Raw genomic sequence first — 22171 nt, 5'->3', positions numbered from 1 at the left:
AGATTATGGATAAGAAACTTGGACGTTTATTACTTATCGGAATACCATATTTTTGGTTATTCCTGCTCTTTCTCGTTCCTTTCGGAATTGTACTGAAAATCTCATTCTCTGATGTTGCTGTTGCCATTCCTCCCTATACCCCGACTTTTGATTTTGAGAGTGGTTGGGAAGGCTTTAAGGCTTTGTTGGCAGAGCTGGATTTTGAGAATTATGTCTGGCTTACCGAAGATGATCTCTATTGGACGAGTTATCTATCTAGTCTGAGAATTGCTTTAATTTCTACGGTTTTGGCACTGTTGATTGGATATCCTTTGGCCTATTCCATGGCAAAGGCACCATCTGAATGGCGGCCAACGCTGTTGATGCTGATTATTTTACCTTTTTGGACAAGCTTTTTGATTAGGGTTTATGCTTGGATAGGTATTTTGAAAACCGAAGGATTGTTAAATCAGCTATTACTGTTTGTTGGGGTTGTTGATGAACCACTTAAGATCCTGAACACTGATACAGCTGTTTATATTGGTATTGTTTATTCTTACCTGCCCTTTATGGTTTTGCCGCTTTATTCTTCACTTGAAAAGATGGACGTTTCTCTCTTGGAAGCTGCACAAGACCTTGGTTGTACGGCAATTTCTGCCTTTTGGAAGGTAACTTTACCTCTTTCAATTCCGGGTATTGTTGCGGGATCTTTTCTTGTCTTCATACCTGCTATTGGTGAGTTCGTTATTCCGGATCTTCTTGGTGGATCTGATACCAAAATGATTGGTAAGACGCTTTGGGTAGAATTCTTCAGTAACAGAGATTGGCCAGTTGCATCTGCCGTTGCTGTATTACTCTTGTTGTTGTTAATCGTACCTATTGTTCTGTTCCAAAAGCAGCAAGAGCGCGTGCAGGAGGCAGAACAGTGAGTAATAATCGCTTCACGTGGTTTAATACCACGTCGTTGACCCTGGGGTTTGTCTTTCTCTATCTGCCCATTCTTATTCTAGTTTTCTTCAGCTTTAATGAATCCCGGCTTGTAACTGTCTGGGCCGGTTTCTCGACCAAGTGGTATGTCGAACTTTTCAAAGATGAAGCTTTTTTGGATGCTGCTTTAGTTACATTACGTGTGGCTTTATTATCGGCAACAATGGCGACAATTTTGGGAACTTTAGCTGCTGTTGTTATGGTCCGCGCCGGGCGATTTCGGGGACGTACTCTTTTTTCCGGAATGATCTATGCACCTTTGGTGATGCCCGAAGTGATTACGGGACTTTCCTTGCTTTTACTTTTTGTGGCAATGGGGATAGATCGTGGTTTTTGGACCATCACAATGGCCCACATCACTTTTTCCATGTGCTATGCGGCAGTCGTGGTTTCGTCGAGGATGGTGACGTTTGATAGTTCATTAGAAGAGGCTGCAACCGATTTAGGGTGCACGCCCTTTCAGGCCTTTATAAAAGTGACACTACCAATTATGGCTCCGGCGATTATTTCGGCTTGGCTTTTATCTTTCACGCTGTCGTTGGATGATCTGGTGATTGCTTCCTTCACTTCAGGGCCGGGGGCGACAACTTTGCCAATGAAAATCTATAGTCAGGTTCGTCTTGGGGTAACCCCAAAAATTAACGCACTGTCGACCATCCTGATTATGATTGTCACGATGGGGGTTATTACTGCATCTATCTTGACGAAGAGAGCGGAAGCTCAACGCAAAGCGGATGAATTGATGGCTGAATCCTAAGATAAAAACTGATGGGTGAGAGAATTAGGAACCTGCATCTAAATCCTGATTGTCTCACCAGCATTCGTCTTTGCGATAATCTGTACACTGTTTTCCATCGATATGATGTTCTGCAATTCTTTTACTTGTATAAACGATAGCCCTGTCGATAACGCATCAGCTTTTATAGTACTATCAGCGATAACACTCATTGATTGGTAAAGAGGCTGGGATTTATTATGAGATTGGCTATTTAAGTTATGAACTGACAGTAGATGAGAATGTCCATCACAAAGAACTGTTCCAGTGGGCGTTGACGTGGCAATCGCTTTTCCTGCTTGCAGATTTACAGAGTTTCCTCGGAGTTGCTGACCTTCATTATCTATCTCAATGATCCATTCTCGACCGGATGGATGAGTTCCCAAAGCTTTGATTTCCCCAATATTGACGAGGCTGTTTGTTAGTCCCTGACTCTTCAAGATGTGATATATGCGATCAGTAATGAAACCTTGTGCTATACCATTTAATGTAATTGCCATGCCGGGTTTCCTGAAAGATATTCGTTTTGCAGAAAAATTAATATTTCTATAATCAACCAACTCTGTGACAGCTTGCTCCATTCTTTGACGCTTATAGTCTGTTAGATTAGGCATTTCACTGTGGAGTAGCCATAGAGGCTGAACCGTTATATCAAAAGCACCTTTGGTAAGTTTTGATACTTCGTTTGCAATAGAGATCACGTGATAAAGTTCAGGAGAGGGGTTTAGAATTTTCCCCTCGGTATTTAAGCGATTAATTTCAGAGTTCGGAATGTAAAGGCTGAAGATATTTTCTAATCGCTTTATTTCTTGCCGTATTTTCCAAGCGAGTATTTCTGATCTCTTTTCGTTTGGAAGAAGAATTTCAGCATGCCCCCCCAGAGCAATACCTTGCCATCTATGAAACGTTGTCTTTTGCAAACTATCTTGTGCAAAAGACTGCTTTAATAAAGAGGGTGAAAAAAGAGATGTTGTTCCGATAATTTGCAGAAAACGTCGTCTGGTTTTGTTGGTGGGCATGACTATTTACCTGAATAAAGTTCTTTATTCGATTGTAGATAACGCAGGATTATCGGGGATTTCGACCATTCCCAACACGTAATCAATGGGGATATCATCAAGAGAAACAATTTTTCCGCCGTATTGAGCTATAAAATTTTCAGCAGATGATGATTCTTTAAAGGGGACTACTGCGGGTGCCCCCATACCGCCTCGTCGTTTGCTTTCGATTACGAGTGTTGCTTCTTTTATATCAATCCAGGGACCTGATTCTGGCGACGGCCAGTTGGCTTTTCCCATATCGGTGACATAAACGGCAGTAATTTCATTATTTTCATCCGGAAGTTTCATATAGCCCACGGCATCTCTGGTTGCTGCAAACCAGATGGGCACTGTCTGTCCGAGGATATGGATTTGCGCTTTTGGTCCGGGGTGCCCCGCAGCTGTCATACCACAAAAGTAACTTTGATCTTCGGAAGTCAGCATTGCGGGATCTGGTTTTGGTGTGTCATCAGAACCAAAACAACCATTTAAGAGAATACTGCTTGATAGGAAGAGTAAAGTGCAGAGCTTTTTCATATCTCTCTCCTTGAAAAGAGGTATCCGGAAAGCAAAAGAGGTAGAGTGATCCAGCCAAGAAGTGCAATGATGGCATATTGAACCGGAAGTACGGCTCGTCCAGCAATGGATAACATGCCTGAAAGTGCCGCTGTACTGTCAAAGCCAGTCAGGTTAAGTAATCGAAAAGAGTCAGCCGGGTTAAAAAGAAGCAGGAAGTTTACAAAATCGGACTTCAGGTTCTCGCCTTGATCGACGACCAAAGCCCCTAGAACAGCCATATCAAACAACAAAACAAACAGCAGCCAAACAGCTACGGCCAGGCCAATGGCTGTTGGGCGCTCTTTCACGCAAACACTCAAGAGATAGCCAATTGAAAGAAAAGCACTACCTAATAATACTGTTGAGGCGATCAAGCTGCCAAATACGAGCCAATCCTGAATATTCGTGCCATCAGAATTAAGGCCAATTAATAAACCTGCAGCACCGTACCCGAGAATTGTGGCGATAGACAGAATAAGCGTATGGCCGAGGAACTTGCCCACGATGATTTGCCATCTATTAATGGGATAGGTGAGTAGCAGCAGCATAGAGCCGCGTTCTACCTCACCGACGATACTGTCATAGGAAAGCATCAATGAGATCAAAGGTACAAGGAAGACAGAAAGGCTTGAGAGGCTTACGACAGTTACTTGCATCGTGCTGATCTTTGCGCCGCCTACAGGAGCAGTTCCCACAAACGCTAAACTGAGAGCGAGAACCGCCAGTAAGCAAGATGCCGCGATGATCCAACGATTACGCAGGGCATCTTTCAGTTCTTTTAGGGCGATGATCCAGATTGTTTTCATATTATTACTCTCTCTGATCACTAAAGACGGCGTAGAGTTGATCTAGTGACGTGTTTTGAAGTTCGATATCTTCAACAAGGGAACCAAGTTCTCCGAGACGTCGAAGCATTGTCATTTTTGAACTTGGAGCACATTCAATTTCCAGATGCCTACCGTTCATATAGGTTATGGTCGCATTCTGGTTTTGTAGCGGCTGAGCGATTTTTTCGGTCATACCTTCTTGGACAGTAATGCGAAGGCTAAGAGGTAACCCTGCCTGTGCGCGCAAGTCTTCCAAAGAGCCGGAAGCAACGACCCTGCCGGAATTCATAACGGTGACGGCATCAGTCTGGGCTTCGAGTTCAGTTAATACATGTGAACAGAGTAAAATAGTGACGCCGTCTTTTCTAAGGTCGCGGATAATGTCGTAAAAGTGCTGTCGGGCAGCAGGATCAAGCCCGGATGTTGGTTCATCTAGAAGAAGCAGACGCGGTTTGCCAAGAAGTGCCTGTGCCAACCCCAAACGCTGCTTCATGCCTTTTGAATAGGTTTTATAACGTCGACCAAGGGCAGTAGAGAGGCCAACCATATCCATGAGCTCTAGGCTGCGGGATTTTGTTTCTCTTTTCAGACTTGCATAAAACGCGATTAATTCTTTACCCGTCATGTTTGCATCAAATGCAACATTCTCGGGTAAAAAACCAATGGCATTGCGGTAATGGAAAGAAGCCTTATCTTTGGGATCATGCCCCAGTATTGAGAGAGATCCTGTTGTTGGTTGTACCAACCCGAGGATTAGCTTCATCAGCGTTGTTTTGCCTGCGCCGTTATGCCCAACCAGTGCCATCAGGCAACCCTCGGGCACTGAGAAATTCACGTCTGTCACTGCTTTGTGGGACGGATAATGTTTACTTACGTTTTCTAAAATAATGCTATTTTTAATCATGGATTTGTCTCCATGCCAGAATGTAGTGGGCTAGAATTTAATGGCTCAGAAGCTAATGGGCCGGAATTTAATGAGATCTGATCAATCAGGGGAGGCGTCATCAAAGGAGCACTGTCAAAGACTCCTCCAGGCTGTAGTGATGGGAACTGGGATTGTGACCAGCGCAAAATTTCCATAGCGGGTGAATTAATCAATAGTTTGGCTGAAGGGTAAGCCCATATCACCTGATCCAGAACGTCATTGGGTCGATAGACACTATCGGCAATATTATCGCCGTTCAGATCGAAGGCTGGATTATCGCTCCAATAATTACCTCGATTATTTTCCGACCAATCCAGATGACGTGTGCCAACGTATTTGACTTGGTGTTGATTGCCGATAAAGGCATTTTCACTAACAGTATTCTTTTCAGATCCGGCTGTGAAATGAATACCTATTTGGCATCCTTCAAAATGATTTTGCACAAAACGATTTTTGTTGGAATTGTATATGAAAACACATTTTTTACCGCCGTTCTCGACCCGATTTTCCTTGAAAAGGGATGAGTTTGCGTAGTTGAGGGCAAACCCGTGTTCCTTGTCATTGATTGATTGGTTGTTGGTTACTTTCAGCTTCTTTGAAAACATCAAAGCGTATCCGACGTCGTTGCCGCGGGAAATATTACCACTGACTTCGCTGTTATTTGTGTACATGTAATGAATGGCAAAGCGTGTTTTCTTGAAAATGTTGTTTCTGAAAATATTCTTTTTACTTGTGGTCGTGAAGATACCGTCACGACCAAAAAGAATGGTGTTGTTTTCAACAATTGATCCCGGTGTATTCCACAGTTGGACACCGTTGCCTCTATCATTGATTTGCAGAACTTGTAATCCTTCAATGCGGTTGTTTCTGACAACAGCATCCCTGGGACCCCAGAGATAAACCCCGATCAGATTGTCTTGAAGGATGTTATTTTCGACAACGGTATTATGAGCTGTTTTATTGACAAAAACGCCACTGTTCTGTTGAGAAAGATCCTGACCTGAGTTTATAATTTTTAACCCGGAAATAACACTGTCAGGGGCGAGGACTTCAATCGTATTACCTATGCGGTTGCCATCAATGACAGCACCTTGTTCGCCTTTTAGTGTCAGCGATTTTTTAAGTACAATCGGGCCAGCATAAAGACCTTTGGTCATTACAAGGACATCGCCGTCCTGTGCTTTGATTAATGAGGTTGCTAGCGTGTCAGGTGTCACCTGTAAAACGATGGCTTGGCTCTCAAACACCGTCATTAAGACGACGATGCTTGAAAGAAACGCTAAAACATATTGTTTCATTACCAACTTTTTTGAAAACCAAGCCATCGATCTACTCAACTTTCCCTAAGCTGGTTCAACCAGCATACGTCCACGCATCTCCATATGAAGTGCGTGACAGAACCACTGACAATAGAACCAGTGAACGCCGGGACGATCAGCTACAAAGGTTGCAGAGGCTGTTTGTTGAGGTCCGACCTCGAAACACACCCCATAATTTGCCAATGTAAAGCCGTGGGTCAGATCTTCAACATCATCCAGGTTTGTAATCACAATTGTGACTTCATCCCCTTGTTTGACGGTGAATTTTTCCAGACTGAATTCTGGTGCAACAGAGTTCATGTAAACACGAACCTTGTTGCCGTCTCTGATAACATCCTGGCAATCTTCCGGATCAATACCATCTGCTTTCGCCATTGCAATGGTATCGGCAAAGGTAGGATCATTGCGATCATAGATATGAAGTGGATTAACAACGGACCTGTGAACGATAATACAATCATGTGGCTCGGCAAACGTTGGGCCGTCATGAACGATTTTCATTTCATCGCCAGAGATATCAATCAACTGTTCGTTCTCTGGTTTTAGGGGGCCTACGTTGATGTAGCGATCTTTAGAAAACTTGTTCATAGAGATCAGCCATTTACCATCAGCCTCAGAGGTTTCCCCCATAGATGTATGGTTATGACCGGGCTGATAATGAACATCGATTTTCTGGATGATCGGATCGACATCTTCACCTTTATAGGCGCGGATGGCTTTGTCCATATCCCATTTTGCCACCTGACTATCCAGAAAGAGTGTGGTGTAGGCGTTACCTCGGCCGTCAAAGGCTGTATGAAGCGGACCAAGACCAAGTTGAGGTTCCGCAACAATCGCATCACGTGGCTTGATCTTTCCTTCAAAAACATCATCCAGAAGTTCGACATCAATAACAGAAACAGTAGGTGATAGCTTGCCGTTAATGACAATGTGGCGTTTATCAGGCGCAGAGTTTACACCATGCGGGCTGTTAGAAATTGGAATGTAAGTTGTTAATGAAGAGCCTTTGGTTCCATCAACAACAGGCACATCTCCGTCAAATACTTCGTACTCGCCTTTGGCAACGGCTTCTTCAATACGTTTAATATTGAAAACAACGGCGTGATCCTGTTCAGAAGATGTCATTTCCGCAAGGGTTACGCCTTCTTCTGAGTTATAAGAAGAAGCAATGGCGTATTTACCTTGGTAATCAGCATCAACGTTATCCAGGTTACCACTGACCTTAACCTGCCACTTAACCTCCATAGTGTCACCGTCGATAGCGGAGAACACTGAATAGTATTTGCTTGGGTCATCAAGAACAGAGCCATCGTTCGGTAAGGGAACGCGGTGTTCACCATTGGCAAAGATATAACCAGTGCGTGGATATTTTTGCGGACGCAGGCCATGGATATCAGCTGCGTTTGGAATTTCGATAATTTTATCAACCTTCATGATATCACAGCGTATGCGGGCAACACGTGTGTTTGCCTTATCATTCATGAAGAGATAACGACCATCATAGGCACCGTCGGTAAAGGACATATGGGGGTGATGTAAGTCACCGTTCATATAGTCGCCACCGCGTGTTTCCAGAAACTTTTTGGTTTGTGGCAGAAGATTTTCAGTAAGAATTTTCTTACTTTCGTTGGTTTGCCCCCAACCTGTTGCAGAACACCTGTTAAACACGGGTACACGCATAAGTTCGCGCATAGAAGGAAGACCTAGAATACGCAGTTCACCTGCTTGTCCTGAAGACCAGAAACCGTAATATTCGTCCAACTGTCCGGGTTCAACGGTTGCCGGGTTATTTGCGCCAGCAGCAGATGCTGTTGAAACACTACCTAACCCGGCTATACCAGAGGCAGCACCGACACCGGCGATAGTCGCTAGTTTCGCTGAACCCCCAAGCAGATCACGTCTGGACAGACCTTTATCTTTTGACATTTATATGCTCCTCTTTAAGTGCCCAACCTGTCGCGTGTCTCACCATTCAACAGGTCGAGCGTGCTGTCGCCTTTGGGGCGACTGTTTTGCTAGCTCGGGGTGACTTTCTCCGGGCTAGCGCCTTCCCCCCTGTTTTTGCAGAAGGTCCGGGATTGTTCTTGTCATCACCTATGAAATCTGGAATTTCTGTCGCAGAGCAGCTTGCTTTGACGACAGCAGCGCTTTTGCTTTGAAGATCCTGTAGGCGTTCCCTACGCTTGCGCTTTTGTACCATTGGCGGACAGCGATGTTCGTCATGGTAAACAACCTGACAATGCAGGCAGTAGAGACATTCGTTTGGATTGATTTCCCCTGTTGGATGAATTGCCTGAACCATGCACTCTTTCGCACAAGTTTGGCAGGGATTACCACAGTCCTTGGGATGTCTTTTGAGCCATTCAAACATGCGCATGCGACCGGGGATGGCTAATGCTGCGCCTAATGGGCAAATGTATCGGCAATAGAAGCGCTCGACAAACAGCCCTGCTGCCAAAAGGGCAAGGGCATAAATAACCCACGGCCAGTCGCGCACAAATTTCAGAATAATGGAGGTTTTGAAGGGTTCGACCTCTGCCCAATGTTCTGCATCCTGCAAGGAATAGAGAGAGAGACCAAACAAACCAAGGAAGATAATATATTTCAACGGCCACAGGCGTTCGTGCAGCCCCCACGGAAGTTCAAGCTGTGGTACTTTGCAGAATTTGGCAGCTTGGTTCAAAAGCTCTTGCAGTGCACCAAAGGGACATAACCACCCACAATAGGCTCCACGACCCCAAAAAAGCAGTGCGCCAGCAACAGACAGCCATAACAGGAAGATCATGGGTTCCATGAGGAAGTAGTTCCAGCTGAAATCAGTCATCAGAGCATTTGCAAAGGTGAGAACATTGACGACAGAAAGCTGTGCTTGAGCGTAAAACCCAATGAAGAGAACTGTAAAGACAAGGAACAGATTTCTGGTCCATGTCAAAAGCCTTGGGCGTTTGACCAGCCAGTCCTGAAAAAAGAAAATTACCGTTAGTATAGCAATCGCAATTGTTAGGACTGCGATGTCAGGCCTTTTGAGATTCCACATGCGTTTCCACAATTCAACGCGATGGGTATCTTCTGACGCTTCTTGATTAACAGGAAGATTTGATGTTTTTGTTGTTGCTGTCTGCGTTGGCTTTAATTTTTCTATCGTGATGTACTTATCTGGCAGGTCATAATTTAGCTCGAATGCCAGAAATATCTTTTTAATTGCTGCGATTTCACGGTTTGCAAGTAGCTCAATGCGAAAATTATCTGCTGGATTGAAGTTAACATCCGTCGGAATACGGAATAGACCTATTTCCTTGAAATAGGGGGCTCCATCAGCGCCAAGATCACCGATCCGTTTGTGAAGTTTGTCCCGGAAACGAACAGAGCTTTCCCCCTGAATGAGTTGGAAGCGATCAAAGATACCACCACGTACATAGCCGGACCCTTTGAAGGAGTAGCGGCCATTGGCGAAAATGAGTATTGCGTCCTGATTAAGTTCAAGTTGTTTGAGCAAATTGTTGTATTCAACATCACCTAAAAGAGTTTTACCGATTGCGGGAACACTGACTGGTGCAACATAAAGGTCAATATAGATATCATCTGGCGCCCCTTTTTCAGGACGAGAAGCTGCTTTTTTGTTCCCTGAATTTTCAAACGCTTCGTTAATTTCTGCCAATGTAATAACGCGATGACGAACGGCACCATTGCCAAGTAGTGTTTGCCAGTCAGTAACATCAGTAATGTCTTTGTTGACGTGTCTGATTTCGGTTGGCTCAGATGCCTGATCCTGTTGTACGCCAGCAATGCCAAGATATCTTGCAAATTTAATAGCTGATCTAAATATGGAATCTTCGATGACCATGATGGTGACAGTCGCACCACTGATCATATCGACTTCGCCTGTATCCCGGCTCTGACCTGTACGACTAACTGCATCAATACCGGTATAACCGAACATGAAGTTGGATATTTTTTCTTCTGGAATACCAATTAGAACAATGGGTTCACTGTGCTTTACCAGCTTTGTTCCACTGACCACACCTTCTGGGGTCAAACCAACCATAACCTTGATTGGTTTCCCGGAATAACCAGTCGCATTTACAAAGTCGGTATTCAGATAGGCATAACCGACTTTCTTAGTATCTTTTAGAATTTCCGCGTAGGAAGGATTGCCGGAAACAAGGCGGAAATCTGTTGCGCCATCAAAAATTTCCGCGGGCTGTACTTTTGAGATATATTTCTCAAAATTGTTTGTTGCTGCACCTGCTGTAGCGATAGCGAACAGAAAAGAGAGCCCGAGTAGAAGCGATATAAAAATGAGCTTGTGAATAAACACAGCAGAAACATCATAACAGGCAGTAAGTACCTGTAGTTTGGTGATGTTTTTTTCCGTTGTACTCTTTGCCCATGCCTTTTGGTTCGGCATGAAGCATCTCCTTTCGCTTACATACTGACAAAATCCTAATGGAAACAAACATCTGCCTATTTCGAGAAATTGCCTTTGATGTAAGTCAAGAAAGATGCAAAAAAATTATATCTTAATGGGTGCTGTTCATTAAATGAGTTACTTGAGGGGAAATGAAATTTTTCGCTAATTCTGTCGCTTGATAATTCGAGTTAGAAATACTGGAACGATAAAGACGATTACCAACAAACGTAAAGCATGATGCGTTGTGACAAAGGCCGGGTCTATCCCCATGGACAAGGCGGCCAATGTCATCTCTGCAAATCCGCCGGGGGACAGGGCAAGGATAAGGGCTTCAAACTCTAGATCAAAAGTGTAGGACAAGGCCCCTGATACGATCAATGTAACCGCCAGCATCAGGAATGCCATGATCACAGACAATAACATTAATTTACCGACTTGGCCGAGAGAATAACCTACAAAGCGGGCACCCAATGCTGAACCTAGAGTTACTTGCAATAAGATTGTAACGATTTCTGGTGGTTCGCCCTGAACGAGTCCACTGGTGTGAATGATAGCACTCAATAAAAGCGGGCCTGTCAGTTGATAGGCCGGGAATTTGGCAATCTTGCCCAAAAACAATCCACCGGCGGCAATGATAAGAAGGGTGATAATATCAAGAAAAGACCACAAAGGGACAGTACTCTCTCTTTCAACCATTTCCAACCCCGACCAATAGGTGAGGAGCAGGGGAATAGCGAGGAGTATAGTTGCAACGCGGCAGGCGTGGGCGAGGGTAAGTGCAGGAACGTCAGCCCCGGCTTCTTCCCCGAGAATTGTCATTTCTGATAGACCGCCAGGAAATCCGGCAAAGATTGCAGTCAGGCGATCCATCTTCATAAACTTTCGACAGTAGAACTGCGCGATAAAGGTGAGTACTGCTAGGTAGAGTACTGCTGCGATCAGCGTAGGTATCCATTCGCTGGCACGGGCAAGAACTTCGGGGGAAAAGGTCCCGCCCAGCATTACGCCCAGAATAACCATAATGATCAGGCGAACGGGTTTGGTAACTCCCACGGGGATACCAGATAGTGATGCCATAAGGCTACCGGTCAAGCAGCCTAACATCCAGGGAAGCGGGAGGCTCAGTGTCCAAAACACCAAGCCCCCTGCCAACCCGGATAGAAAAGTCAGAACCAGCTTAAATACTGTTTTCGGGCGCGTTGTTTTTGAGGAAGGCACATTCACCCCTCGCCATCATTTACCTTGAGGGCCTTTTTTCTGCGAATATCGATAATGTTCTGAACGAGTGGTGCAAGTAAGACAACAATTGTAATACCAAGAATGCTTGCGGTAATTGGACGTTCCCACAAGAAGGAGAGTTCCCCGTCACTGATTGCCAAGGCGCGACGAAGGTTGTCTTCCATCATTCCACCAAGAATAAAGCCTAATAACATTGGGGCGAGTGGGAAGTTAATCAGCCTGAAGATGATCGCAATAATAGCAACGATGACCATGATGTGAATGTCAAAGGTATTAAAAGAAACGAGGTAAACACCGATCAAAGAAAAGAACAGGATCAAGGGGGTCAGGATTTGCTTGGGCAAGGCCAGCAACCGAGCAATGTAGGGGATTAGCGGCAAGTTCAGAACAAGCAGAATGATATTCCCGATGTACATTGAAATAATCACAGACCAGAATACGGCAGGCTGTTCCACAAAGAGTCTTGGCCCGGGCTGTACGCCATAGGAAATAAGTGCCCCAAGCATAACTGCTGTTGTACCTGAGCCGGGAATTCCAAGAGTTAAAAGAGGAACGAAGGACCCAGAACAGGCAGCGTTGTTTGCTGTTTCCGGCGCAGCCAAGCCTCGTATGGAACCTTTGCCGAATTTCAGTTTCTCTTTTGCGCTGGCAAAACTACGCTCCATCCCATAGGCGAGAAAAGAGGCAATTGTCGCTCCGGCACCAGGAAGAACGCCGATAAAGAAACCAAGAATAGAGCTACGTCCGACAACAGGCGCTAGGTCTTTGACCTCTTCTTTGCTAACTTTCATGCTGCCAAGTTTGCCTTTGGTGGCTTCTTCAGCTTCCCGAGATACTTTTTCCGGCTTTAGAACGACCATCAGGGCCTCTGATAAGGCAAAGGTTGCCATTGCAAGCAGGAGAAAGCTGATACCGTCAATCAAATCGAGAGAGCCAAAGGTAAAGCGCTGTAGTCCTGCCGTTTGATCGGTTCCGATGGTGGAGAGCATTAAGCCAAAGAGCGTCATCAGAACAGCAATCAGGAACTTACCCTTTCCGGCAAAGGCGGAGACTGCGGTTAAGCCAAGAACCATAAGGGCGAAATAGTCTGCTGATTGAAAACTGAGAGATACCGAAGCCAAAGCCGGGGCTGCGAAAAGAAGGAATATCGCTGCAATGGTGCCGCCACTGAAGGAGCTATAGGCTGCAATTGCCAGAGCTTTACCAGCATGGCCCTGCTTGGCGAGGGGGTAGCCGTCAAATGATGTCGCAACGGTACCGGCAACACCTGGTGCATTGATAAGGATTGCTGATGTGGATCCACCAAAAATGGCGCCATAATATACACCAGCCATCAGGATCATACCCGTTGCCGGGTCAAAGCCGTAGGTGATGGGTATCATAAGGGCAATGGCAGAAATAGGACCAAGACCGGGTAACATGCCGATAAAGGTTCCTGCGAAACAACCAACAAAAACCATGAGTAGATTAACGGGGGAAGCAGCAGTGCTTAACCCTTGAAGAATACCATCAAGCATTAATTTGCTCCGAACATAGTAAAGATCTCACCGGGCGCGAGATAGATACCCAGGAGCTTATCGAGAATGAACCAGAAACCAACAGTCGCTGGTACCGATGAAAGAAGAATGATGGACCAACGTCTTTCACCCAATGCATAGATGCCACCAATGAGAAACAAGACGGTAGATAACAGGAACCCAAGTGGACTCAAGGTTAATCCGTAAAAGACCATCAGACCGATCAAGATAGACGTTCTGCCCCAGTTCAATCCCCGGAAGACTGAGAAAATGTCATCTGTTTCTTCGCGTTGAGGGAGAACGAGAAGAAGAAAGGAGACAAGACCTGTTAGCCAGGAAAGGGCGATAGGCATAGTCCGGGCGGTAAAAGGTTCCAGTTCATCACCCGGAAACAAGGGAATATGCCTTGCTTCCATACCATAAGCGATTGCGAGAACAAGAAAACACAAGGCTCCCGCTTTTTCCTTGCTGAGGGTCATTGTCTCCATTCCTTTTTCTATTGCGTGCAGATACTAATTCACGATACTTGGCTTAGAGAAAGCCAAGCTCTTTCATCAGGTCGCCAACAATGCCTTCCTGTTCTTCGAGGAAGGTGTAGAAAACATCAGCAGGCTGGAAGACTTCTACCCATCCGTTACGCGCACGGACAGTTTCCCATTCCGGTGTGTCGTACATTTTCTCAAGCGTAGCGTTATAGGCCGCAACTTTTTCTTTTGATGTACCCGGAGCAGCAAAGAAACCGCGCCAGTTAACAAACGTTGCATCAATTCCCTGTTCTGTCAGGGTTGGAATATTTGGTGCATCATCAATACGGTTTTCACCTGTCATGGCAAGAATACGAACCTGGCCGCTGCGTTCCAGCTCAAGTGCTTCAGAAAGGCCTGTGGAAAGCAGTGCTGTTTCTCCAGATAGGAGACCTGCCATGGCTTTACCACCAGCATCGTAAGGGATGTATTTAACAGCTTTAGGATCACCGCCAGCCGCTTTAAAGGCTTGTGCAGCGACAAGGTGATCCATGCTTCCACGTGCCGAACCACCGGCGATTTTCACGGATTTCGGATCAGCTTTGAAATCAGCGACGACCTCGGAGAAGGATTTGTATTTGGAATCAGCCGGCACGACAAAAGCAGCGTAATCACCAATAACGCCAGCTACAGGGACAAGGTCACGGAAAGACTGTGGAAAAACCTTTGTTAGTGAACGGATAACGATCGGGGTTGAATTCACCATCAGGGTGTCACCCTGACGTTCAGCCGTTTCGATAAGGTGTGCAATAGCTTTACCGCCACCACCACCGGACATATTTTCAAAAGAAGCGGAGCCGAGCAAGCCAGATTTTGTCAAAGCTTCGCCTGTACCGCGTGCGGTACCATCCCAGCCACCACCGGCACCACCGGGGATCAGGAAGTGGATTTTTTCCAGATCTGCAGCTGAAGTAGAAGAAAGCGGCATGGTCATGCCCACGGAAACAGCTGCTGCTGCCATAGATAACACAAGACGGCGAGATAGTTTTGTTGTTTTGCCAAACATGAATTGGCCTCCGAGTATGATTGTTAATTCGATGAATAACAAACCGCCGAACGAAGTCGGATGAGGGAGGTGTCCACATTTGAATTAATCAGATCAGAGGATTATCCGAGCTGTTTATATACTGTCTCCCCAACCGCTTTTATTATTTTTTATCTGCGGCCTACCATTCAATATATGTAGGCTAAGGGAAAAAGCTGTCACTACCCTGTCGTTGAGGAAAATAATTTACTTTAAATTAAAACATTAATTAAATCAGATATTTGCATTGTTTTTATAATGTTGTTCATTGAGAATTATTCTCCGCGTAATGACTTGTTCCACTGGTTTATGGTCTTACGTCTTTTCACCTGATCCAGATAAACCAACAACCCCGGACCGACCTTAATGGGTTGTAAATTGCTGCGGGTTTGAGCAGCAAGAATCTCTTCCGGGCCACTGCTTTTAATCGCGGGGTGAACAGCATTCAGCTTTGCGCTGGTCGCGAGCAGCTGTTGTCCGCGTTCTGAGAGAAGGTATTCGAGAAAAAGCTTACCTGATTCTTTGGATTTGGCTGCCTTGGGAATGATTGCAAGGCGAGAGAGAACAGTTGTATAGTCTTCAGGGTATAGTATGCCGAGATTTGGCGAGCTTTCTAACCGTGCAAGAGCATATGAACCAAGAACATTATATCCGATAACGTATTTGCCACTATTGACGTTATTTATAATCGCTGTCGAGCTTGTGGATAGTTTAACGCCATTTGCGCCAAAGCTTTTGACCAGGTTCCAGATGCCTTTGTATCTTTCTGAATCAACTCCCATAAAGAGAAAGCCAACGCCGCTGCGTTCGATGTCGTATGTGGCGATACGACCGAAAAGATCAGATGGCCTTTCCGCTAGAAAACGTTGCATTTCCAAACGGGTTTTTGGGAGTTGTCGGTCTTTGAAATATTCCTTGTTGTAAATCGTGACTGCAGGTTCAGATGTAAAGCCAAAGACTTCATTCCGCCATTGTGACCAAGGCGGCATTTCTTGCGCAGTTGATATTTCCACGCGCTGTGCAAAACCGTCATTGGCGAGCTTCATTTGCAGATCCATGGCCGAGCTGATGGCGATATCTGCTGTTATATTATTGTTCAGGGTTTCTTCCTGAATGCGTTCGTAAAGCTCTAGTGATTGCAGGTCATGATAGATGATAGAGATATCGGGAAAGAGTTCTTGAAAGTCAGCAATGGTACCTTGAAAGATATCAACATCGGTAACGCTATAAATTGTAATGACATTGTTTTCTTTGCCAGATACTGCCGGAAAATCAAAAGCTTTTGCCTGGACAGTATATGGTATTAGCTGTGAGGCGATAATGGCAACTATTATACATAGTGACTGACACCATGACTTGGGAATAAAGCCTTGGGAAAGTGATCTCGCTGTTGATAGTGATTTAATTGTCTGAACCCCTGATTTTATTTTTTTAATTTTTTCATACACATTATGGCCCGAAGCTGTCGGGAACCTGTCATCCGGCAGGAAATTGATTTTCTTTCGACCTTTTCTTTCTTCTCGGGCTTTTCAAAAGCCTTGGAACAAAGTTAGTCTTTTATTCATGAGAATACTAGTTGTTGAAGATAATGCCGCTTTGGCGGATGGAATATCCAGTGCGCTTACGCGTATGGAAATGGCTGTGGATGTTGTTGGTGACGGTACCGAAGCAGATGTTATTCTACGTACTCAGGAATTTAACCTGATTGTGATGGACCTGAACCTGCCGGGCTATGACGGGTTGGATATTTTAAAGCGTTATCGGCAGAACGGTGGCAAGGCGCAGGTGCTTATTCTTACGGCGCGTGATACATTAAATGACAGAGTGAAAGGCCTTGATCTCGGGGCGGATGATTACCTGACCAAACCGTTTGATTTGGTTGAATTAGAAGCAAGAGTACGTGCGCTTCTTCGGCGACAAAGCGGCTTCAAATCACCGGAAATAGCTATTGGCGCGTTGATCTTTGATAGTGTGGCGCGACGGGTTTCGCTGATGGGTGAGCCTTTGGATTTACCGCGCCGTGAATTTTGCTTGCTTGAGCTTTTGATCAGTCGGGCCGGGCAGGTTGTCAGTAAAGAACAAATCGCAGACAGCCTTGCCAATTTTGATCAGGATATCAGCCCCAATGCTGTGGAGCTTTATATTAGCCGTTTGAGAAAGAGGCTGGCGGCAGCGAATATCAGTATCAAGACTGTACGTGGTCTTGGCTATTTGTTGGAAAAATAATGAGGTGGCAGCGCAAGTCTCTCCGTCGGCGTTTGTTGTTGTGGTTGCTCGGTGCGCTCGCGATTATTTCTGCCTTGATGCTTTTAGAAGTTCGTTCCAGTGCAAGTAAAGCAGCCAATGAGGCTTATGATCGGGTCTTGCTGGGGTCTGCGCTGGCGATAGCAGAACGCGTCGTTGTGGTTGGGGAACAGCTAGAGGTTGATGTCCCCTATGTTGCGCTCGAAATGCTGACGTCGGCAGCTCAGGATCGCGTTTTCTATCAGGTTGTTGGCCCGGGAAATAGCTTTATCACAGGCTATGATGATTTGCCTGTCGTGGATGATAAGGATATTCCAAAAAATGGCGCGCCGCTTTTCTTTGATGCTGATTATCGTGGTGATGCTATTCGGGTTGGGGTAATCTCACGTCACATTTCTGGTGGTCGTTTGTCGGCGCGTTTTACGGTGATGGTCGCTGAAACTGTTGAGGGGCGCAATAATCTGATCAATGAAATGATGACGGCAGCAATCGTTCGACAATTAGTTTTAATATTGGTTGCCGGAATTGTGTTGTGGATTGGTATCGGGTGGGGGCTAAAACCTCTTGTGCGCTTGGAAGCGGCGTTGAACAGGCGTACGTCTTCTGATCTAAGGCCCATTGAGCACGAAGTTCCACAAGAAGTACGCCATTTGATTGATGCCATTAATGATCTTATGAAAAGGTTGGGCGCGTCTATTGAGGCTATGCAACGTTTTACATCAAATGCTGCACATCAACTCAGAACGCCACTGGCAGCAATTCAAACCCAAGCTGAGTTGGCACAGGATGAAAAAGAACCGGTAAAAATTGCAAAGCGGTTAGAGCATTTAAATCGAAGCACAAAACAAACGTCACGTTTGATTAACCAGCTTCTCAGTTTAGCTAGAACTCATCAGGAAGATGAGAATTTTCACTTTGAAGCGGTCGATTTAAAGGTGTTAAGCGAAGAGGTAACGCGGGCTTACGTTCCCAAAGCGGTTTCTCAGCAGATTGATTTGGGGTTCGAGCAACAGGGAGAAATTGGGTCTGTTGTTGGAAATGAAGAGTTGATTAAAGAAGCATTGAAAAATTTGATTGAAAATGCGCTGCACTATTGCTCTGGAAATTCGACTGTTACTGTTCGATTAAAGCAAATGTCCGAAGACGTTGTGATTGAAGTTGAAGATAATGGTCCAGGTGTTCCCAAAGAAGAGCGAGACAAGATATTTGAGCGCTTTTATCGTTCTGAAACACGAGATGATGAAGGCTGTGGTCTGGGATTACCAATCGTCCGGGAAATTATGGAACGGCACAATGGTTCTATTGAATATCAAAACGTTGGGCAAGGGGTGGGGGCTTGCTTCAAGTTGAGATTTCCTCAAGGTTAGTTACACTGTTTTCCTTGAGCAGATTTCTAATGCGGGCCTTTACAGATGCTGCTTCGTCTAGCAGAGCTTTTTGCATTATCGTCTCTGTTTCGGTTTATATTCTGGGAATTGTTTACTTAAGAAATGAAATCCGTGATACCCCCAGGCACAAATTAATTTCCTATTACTTTTAAGGCAGAGGCGAATGAATTGTTCGACGTTTTTTTGTGTGATACGTCAACTGTAAAGTGAGATTATCAAACTATGGATATTCTCAACAGATTTCATGCCCCATGTAGAAAGTCAGGATAAATGAACAAAGAAAGAAGGCAGAGGGATAATATTCTTCTGCCTTCTTGTTTAATTAGATGAAAATTTTAACCGAGAATGGCTCCGTCATCTTTTGTGACAGCAATAATCGCAGAGCGTGGTGCAGTTCCTTCGCCACCAGGGAACGTGCTGTCTCCTTTCTCACCCGGATGCTGAATACCAACAAAAACTGTTTTGCGATCTTCGCTCCAGGTAATACCAGTCACTTCAGATTCTTTGGGGCCAACGAGGAAACGTTGTATTTCGCCGGTTTCAGTATCCCCGATCAACATCTGGTTATTTCCCATGCCAGCAAAATCATCTTTGTTGGAGTATTTACCATCTGTCTGGATCCAGAGCTTTCCGTTGTTATCGAATGAAATACCATCAGGCGAATTGAACATATTGTGGGCGTCAATATTCTTCGAACCTGCATAGGCATCGTTGTGGATGGTCGGGTTCCCCGCCATAACAAATAGATCCCATGAAAAAGTGTTGGCAGTATGATTTTCACCCTCTGGTTTCCAACGAACGATCTGGCCATAAAGGTTTGCAGCGCGCGGGTTCGGGCCTGTTACAGGTGTTTCATCACCACCAGCATTTGGTTTCTTGCCCCGATTTTTGTTGTTGGTTAAAGCACAGTAAATCTCTGCTTTTTTAGGATGAGATGCGACCCATTCTGGGCGATCCATCGTTGTTGCACCAACTTTTGAAGCCGCGATGCGAGCATGAATGCATACTTCAGCCTGAGACTTCATACCTGTTGTAGCAGGGGAAAGTTCCAGCCATTCACCACTTTGGTCGTCGTTGAATTTGGCAACGTAGAGCTGACCTTCGTCCAGGAGATCGGCATTGTTGCCGCCTTCAACAAATTTTCCTTTTGAGACAAAGCGGTAGATGAATTCACCGCGCTCGTCGTCGCCCATGTACACCACAACATGACCGTCTTTGTTGACAACAACTTCTGCATTTTCATGCTTGAAGCGCCCCAAAGCTGTGCGCTTTTTGGGTATTGATGCCGGATCACTTGGATCAATTTCGACCACATAGCCAGCTCTGTTTGGCTCATTCGGGTTTTTGCTGATGTCAAAACGTTCATCTTCTTTGGCCCAGGCATAACCCCAGTCCTCATTTTTGACACCATAACGTTTCAATTCATTACTCGGTGTGTAGTTTTCATCACTGCTGGAGAAGTAGCCGTTGAAATTTTCTTCACATGCGAGATAAGTCCCCCAGGGTGTACGGCCATTACCACAGTTGTTCCATGTACCGAGTGATTGCGTGCCGGATGGATCTGTTGATGTTTTTAGCAGATCATGACCACGGGCGGGGCCAGAAATTTCCATAGGTGAATCAGCTGTAATACGGCGGTTATATTTGGAATCTTTCACAATGATCCAATTCTTACCGTCTTGTTTGATCTCTACGACTGTAACTCCGTGAGCGGCTTTGCCTTTACGAATGTCATCCGCGGTTTCCGGTAATTTACTTTCGCGATTATCGTACATGATACTGCGATTTGTGTATTCATTGTTTGAGACAAGCAGATGGTGCCCATCAACTGTAAAGAGCGACATGCCGTCGTTGTTATCGCCAATCGCAAGTTCCTGACTTTCACCCGTACCGCGCGTTTTGTGATCGAACGGGATAGATTTAGACCAAAGTTCGTCCCCCCATTGGGTTACGATTTGCCATGAATATCCTTTGGGAACTGTCACAGTATCCAGTGAATTTGCAGGAATTGGTTCGAAATCAAAGTTACTGGCAGCTTTCGCATTAAAAGGTGTTAAAGCTGTCGATCCCAAAACAAAGGCGGATGCTCCTATACTCAAACCACCGCCAAGAAAATTACGGCGAGACATGGCTTTTTCTACGATCTGTTCAAATCCGGTTACTTCTGGACCTGGATTTGTGATTTCATCAAATTCATCAAAAGAAAGATCTTCATTTTTATTTTCAATCATTTTGCACTCCTGAACGCACGACAGCCTTGGTGGGAGTCGGCTTTATCATTTTTGGATGCTTAACGGTTACTTACTTGCAGTTGCAAAAATATTACATTTCTTGGAATGTTTAAAAACAACAACTTGTATTAAGTTTGATATTATATGTTTGACCAATGAGGCAGAGGTTTGTTCCGCAATCATTTATTGGAGGTAACATAAATGGAATTGAATATTTTCCTTATAAATCTATCCAATGATAGATGTTTTTTTCATTGCTAGAGCAGATTTGATAACCGCATTGATTACGTTTATCGGAGTAGCCCCAAATCGTATTAGCTGCGAATGAGCTCACATTATTTGCAACTGAGCTGGCAATTATAAATCTCGGCTTCTAATATAGCTTCAAAAGATCACTCTTCCCTGAAAGCTCTCTCCAACTGATCTGTCAGTGGTTTTATCAGGTAGCTCAGAGCAGAACGTTCGCCGGTTTGGATATAAATCTCTGCGGGCATGCCGGGAACCAGCTTGGCTGTGTTCAAACGGGCCATTTCTTCTTCGGGGATTTCAATGATGCCCTGATAATAAGGTATGCCACTTTGCGGGTCTTGTAGTCGGTCCGGAGAGACTTTGAGGACATAGCCGTTGAGTTCCGGTGTGACCTTTTGGTTAAAGGCAGGAAACTTAACCACCGCCGGTTGGCCGCTGTAGACTTGATCGACATTCTGCGGATCAACCTGTGCTTCGACGGTCAAGCGTTCATCAAAGGGCACGATCTGCATCAGAGGTTCTGCCGGAGAAACCACGCCACCTACCGTAAAGATACTGGAGCCATGGATAATACCATCAACCGGGGCCTTGATTTCCACCCGTGCCAACTGTTCCTGATAGGCTATTTTCTGTTCTTCCAACTCGGATATGGAGGAATTGGTTTCCTTAAGCTCCGTCAAAGCCCGTTCACGGTAATCCTGTTCGACCTGCAGGATTTGTAACTCGGCCTCCCCGATCTGGTTTTCAACACGGGCAATGTTGGCAAYAAGTTCGGATATTTCTCCATCCAGTCTGGCTGCTTCCCGCTCCAGTGTCAGCAAGCGCGGGAGTGTTGCATGACCTTTTTCATAGAGCTTGCGCAGACCCGTACGCTCTTGAGAGATGTAGTCTCCCTGTTGCTTCTTGGACTGTCTCATATACACCTCTCCGAGCC

At 45.2% G+C, this 22171-nt stretch carries 18 protein-coding genes; 4 read left to right on the top strand and 14 right to left on the bottom strand.

Translation table 11 applies throughout. The features are described 5' to 3' along the window. Nucleotides 1-5 precede the first annotated feature (5 nt). Both D9A03_RS00090 and D9A03_RS00085 read left to right on the top strand, forming a co-directional pair. Entirely contained in the window at nt 6-908 is a 903-nt protein-coding gene (locus D9A03_RS00090; RefSeq protein WP_120495207.1) for an ABC transporter permease subunit, read from the top strand. Then, a complete protein-coding gene (locus tag D9A03_RS00085; RefSeq protein WP_120495206.1) occupies nt 905-1723 on the top strand; it encodes an ABC transporter permease subunit in 819 nt (272 codons plus the stop codon). Before D9A03_RS00090 ends, D9A03_RS00085 begins: the two co-directional genes overlap by 4 nt. Nucleotides 1724-1761: 38 nt before the next feature. Here the strand turns inward: D9A03_RS00085 and D9A03_RS00080 are convergent, their stop codons facing one another. The 12 genes from D9A03_RS00080 to D9A03_RS00025 all read right to left on the bottom strand — a co-directional run bounded on the left by D9A03_RS00080 (nt 1762) and on the right by D9A03_RS00025 (nt 16573). Further along, complete coding sequence (locus D9A03_RS00080) at nt 1762-2760, bottom strand: FAD:protein FMN transferase (RefSeq protein ID WP_120495205.1); 999 nt, start codon at nt 2758-2760, stop codon at nt 1762-1764. Between the two features lie 24 nt (nt 2761-2784). Further along, nucleotides 2785-3318 carry a nitrous oxide reductase accessory protein NosL gene (locus D9A03_RS00075; RefSeq protein WP_120495204.1) on the bottom strand — a complete coding sequence of 178 codons (534 nt, stop codon included), beginning with the start codon at nt 3316-3318 and terminating at the stop codon, nt 2785-2787. Further along, nucleotides 3315-4145 carry an ABC transporter permease subunit gene (locus tag D9A03_RS00070; protein ID WP_120495203.1) on the bottom strand — a complete coding sequence of 277 codons (831 nt, stop codon included), beginning with the start codon at nt 4143-4145 and terminating at the stop codon, nt 3315-3317. The genes D9A03_RS00075 and D9A03_RS00070 overlap by 4 nt, the downstream gene beginning before the upstream one ends. Before the next feature lie 4 nt (nt 4146-4149). Continuing rightward, complete coding sequence (locus D9A03_RS00065) at nt 4150-5070, bottom strand: ABC transporter ATP-binding protein (RefSeq protein WP_216825337.1); 921 nt, start codon at nt 5068-5070, stop codon at nt 4150-4152. Then, a complete protein-coding gene (locus tag D9A03_RS00060; protein ID WP_120495202.1) occupies nt 5067-6416 on the bottom strand; it encodes a nitrous oxide reductase family maturation protein NosD in 1350 nt (449 codons plus the stop codon). Before D9A03_RS00060 ends, D9A03_RS00065 begins: the two co-directional genes overlap by 4 nt. Before the next feature lie 18 nt (nt 6417-6434). Beyond that, entirely contained in the window at nt 6435-8336 is a 1902-nt protein-coding gene (gene nosZ / locus D9A03_RS00055; protein WP_120495201.1) for a TAT-dependent nitrous-oxide reductase, read from the bottom strand. Between the two features lie 46 nt (nt 8337-8382). Next, nucleotides 8383-10818 carry a NosR/NirI family protein gene (locus D9A03_RS00050; protein WP_120495200.1) on the bottom strand — a complete coding sequence of 812 codons (2436 nt, stop codon included), beginning with the start codon at nt 10816-10818 and terminating at the stop codon, nt 8383-8385. A 165-nt stretch (nt 10819-10983) separates the two neighbouring features. Next, the gene (locus D9A03_RS00045) at nt 10984-12039 is read right to left on the bottom strand and encodes an AbrB family transcriptional regulator (protein WP_162937892.1); all 1056 of its coding nucleotides are present in this window, start codon (nt 12037-12039) and stop codon (nt 10984-10986) included. A gap of 2 nt (nt 12040-12041) precedes the next feature. Next, the gene (locus tag D9A03_RS00040) at nt 12042-13577 is read right to left on the bottom strand and encodes a tripartite tricarboxylate transporter permease (protein ID WP_120495198.1); all 1536 of its coding nucleotides are present in this window, start codon (nt 13575-13577) and stop codon (nt 12042-12044) included. Beyond that, nucleotides 13577-14056, bottom strand: a complete 480-nt coding sequence (locus D9A03_RS00035; protein ID WP_120495197.1) for a tripartite tricarboxylate transporter TctB family protein — start codon at nt 14054-14056, stop codon at nt 13577-13579. Before D9A03_RS00035 ends, D9A03_RS00040 begins: the two co-directional genes overlap by 1 nt. A gap of 52 nt (nt 14057-14108) precedes the next feature. Continuing rightward, complete coding sequence (locus D9A03_RS00030) at nt 14109-15107, bottom strand: tripartite tricarboxylate transporter substrate binding protein (RefSeq protein ID WP_120495196.1); 999 nt, start codon at nt 15105-15107, stop codon at nt 14109-14111. 293 nt (nt 15108-15400) lie between these two features. Next, nucleotides 15401-16573 (bottom strand): ABC transporter substrate-binding protein, encoded by a 1173-nt coding sequence (locus D9A03_RS00025; protein ID WP_162937891.1) that lies wholly within the window; start codon nt 16571-16573, stop codon nt 15401-15403. A gap of 115 nt (nt 16574-16688) precedes the next feature. On the opposite strand from D9A03_RS00025, the gene D9A03_RS00020 reads away from it, so the two are divergent. Further along, entirely contained in the window at nt 16689-17351 is a 663-nt protein-coding gene (locus D9A03_RS00020; RefSeq protein WP_120495194.1) for a response regulator transcription factor, read from the top strand. Beyond that, nucleotides 17351-18736, top strand: a complete 1386-nt coding sequence (locus tag D9A03_RS00015) for a sensor histidine kinase (RefSeq protein ID WP_120495193.1) — start codon at nt 17351-17353, stop codon at nt 18734-18736. The genes D9A03_RS00020 and D9A03_RS00015 overlap by 1 nt, the downstream gene beginning before the upstream one ends. Before the next feature lie 356 nt (nt 18737-19092). On the opposite strand, the gene D9A03_RS00010 is transcribed toward D9A03_RS00015, so the two are convergent. Together D9A03_RS00010 and D9A03_RS00005 are read right to left on the bottom strand one after the other, a co-directional pair. Then, nucleotides 19093-20988, bottom strand: coding sequence for a PhoX family phosphatase (locus tag D9A03_RS00010; protein ID WP_120495192.1), 1896 nt, complete (start codon nt 20986-20988; stop codon nt 19093-19095). Nucleotides 20989-21380: 392 nt separating this feature from the next. Then, the coding region (locus D9A03_RS00005) for an HlyD family type I secretion periplasmic adaptor subunit (protein ID WP_120495191.1) at nt 21381-22171 on the bottom strand (791 nt) is incomplete at its 5' end.

This window comes from Kiloniella sp. EL199, from assembly GCF_900313065.1.
GTDB lineage: Bacteria > Pseudomonadota > Alphaproteobacteria > Kiloniellales > Kiloniellaceae > Kiloniella.
This window is presented reverse-complemented; position numbering and strand designations above follow the sequence as displayed.

What these genes read in the sequence shown, in the direction of transcription:
- D9A03_RS00065 (WP_216825337.1), bottom strand. Translation starts at nt 5,070, where the DNA reads ATGATTAAAAATAGCATTATTTTAGAAAACGTAAGTAAACATTATCCG.
- D9A03_RS00010 (WP_120495192.1), bottom strand. Translation starts at nt 20,988, where the DNA reads ATGATTGAAAATAAAAATGAAGATCTTTCTTTTGATGAATTTGATGAA.
- D9A03_RS00050 (WP_120495200.1), bottom strand. Translation starts at nt 10,818, where the DNA reads ATGCCGAACCAAAAGGCATGGGCAAAGAGTACAACGGAAAAAAACATC.
- D9A03_RS00020 (WP_120495194.1), top strand. Translation starts at nt 16,689, where the DNA reads ATGAGAATACTAGTTGTTGAAGATAATGCCGCTTTGGCGGATGGAATA.
- D9A03_RS00080 (WP_120495205.1), bottom strand. Translation starts at nt 2,760, where the DNA reads ATGCCCACCAACAAAACCAGACGACGTTTTCTGCAAATTATCGGAACA.
- D9A03_RS00090 (WP_120495207.1), top strand. Translation starts at nt 6, where the DNA reads ATGGATAAGAAACTTGGACGTTTATTACTTATCGGAATACCATATTTT.
- nosZ (WP_120495201.1), bottom strand. Translation starts at nt 8,336, where the DNA reads ATGTCAAAAGATAAAGGTCTGTCCAGACGTGATCTGCTTGGGGGTTCA.
- D9A03_RS00060 (WP_120495202.1), bottom strand. Translation starts at nt 6,416, where the DNA reads ATGGCTTGGTTTTCAAAAAAGTTGGTAATGAAACAATATGTTTTAGCG.
- D9A03_RS00040 (WP_120495198.1), bottom strand. Translation starts at nt 13,577, where the DNA reads ATGCTTGATGGTATTCTTCAAGGGTTAAGCACTGCTGCTTCCCCCGTT.
- D9A03_RS00035 (WP_120495197.1), bottom strand. Translation starts at nt 14,056, where the DNA reads ATGACCCTCAGCAAGGAAAAAGCGGGAGCCTTGTGTTTTCTTGTTCTC.
- D9A03_RS00070 (WP_120495203.1), bottom strand. Translation starts at nt 4,145, where the DNA reads ATGAAAACAATCTGGATCATCGCCCTAAAAGAACTGAAAGATGCCCTG.
- D9A03_RS00015 (WP_120495193.1), top strand. Translation starts at nt 17,351, where the DNA reads ATGAGGTGGCAGCGCAAGTCTCTCCGTCGGCGTTTGTTGTTGTGGTTG.
- D9A03_RS00075 (WP_120495204.1), bottom strand. Translation starts at nt 3,318, where the DNA reads ATGAAAAAGCTCTGCACTTTACTCTTCCTATCAAGCAGTATTCTCTTA.
- D9A03_RS00030 (WP_120495196.1), bottom strand. Translation starts at nt 15,107, where the DNA reads ATGTTTGGCAAAACAACAAAACTATCTCGCCGTCTTGTGTTATCTATG.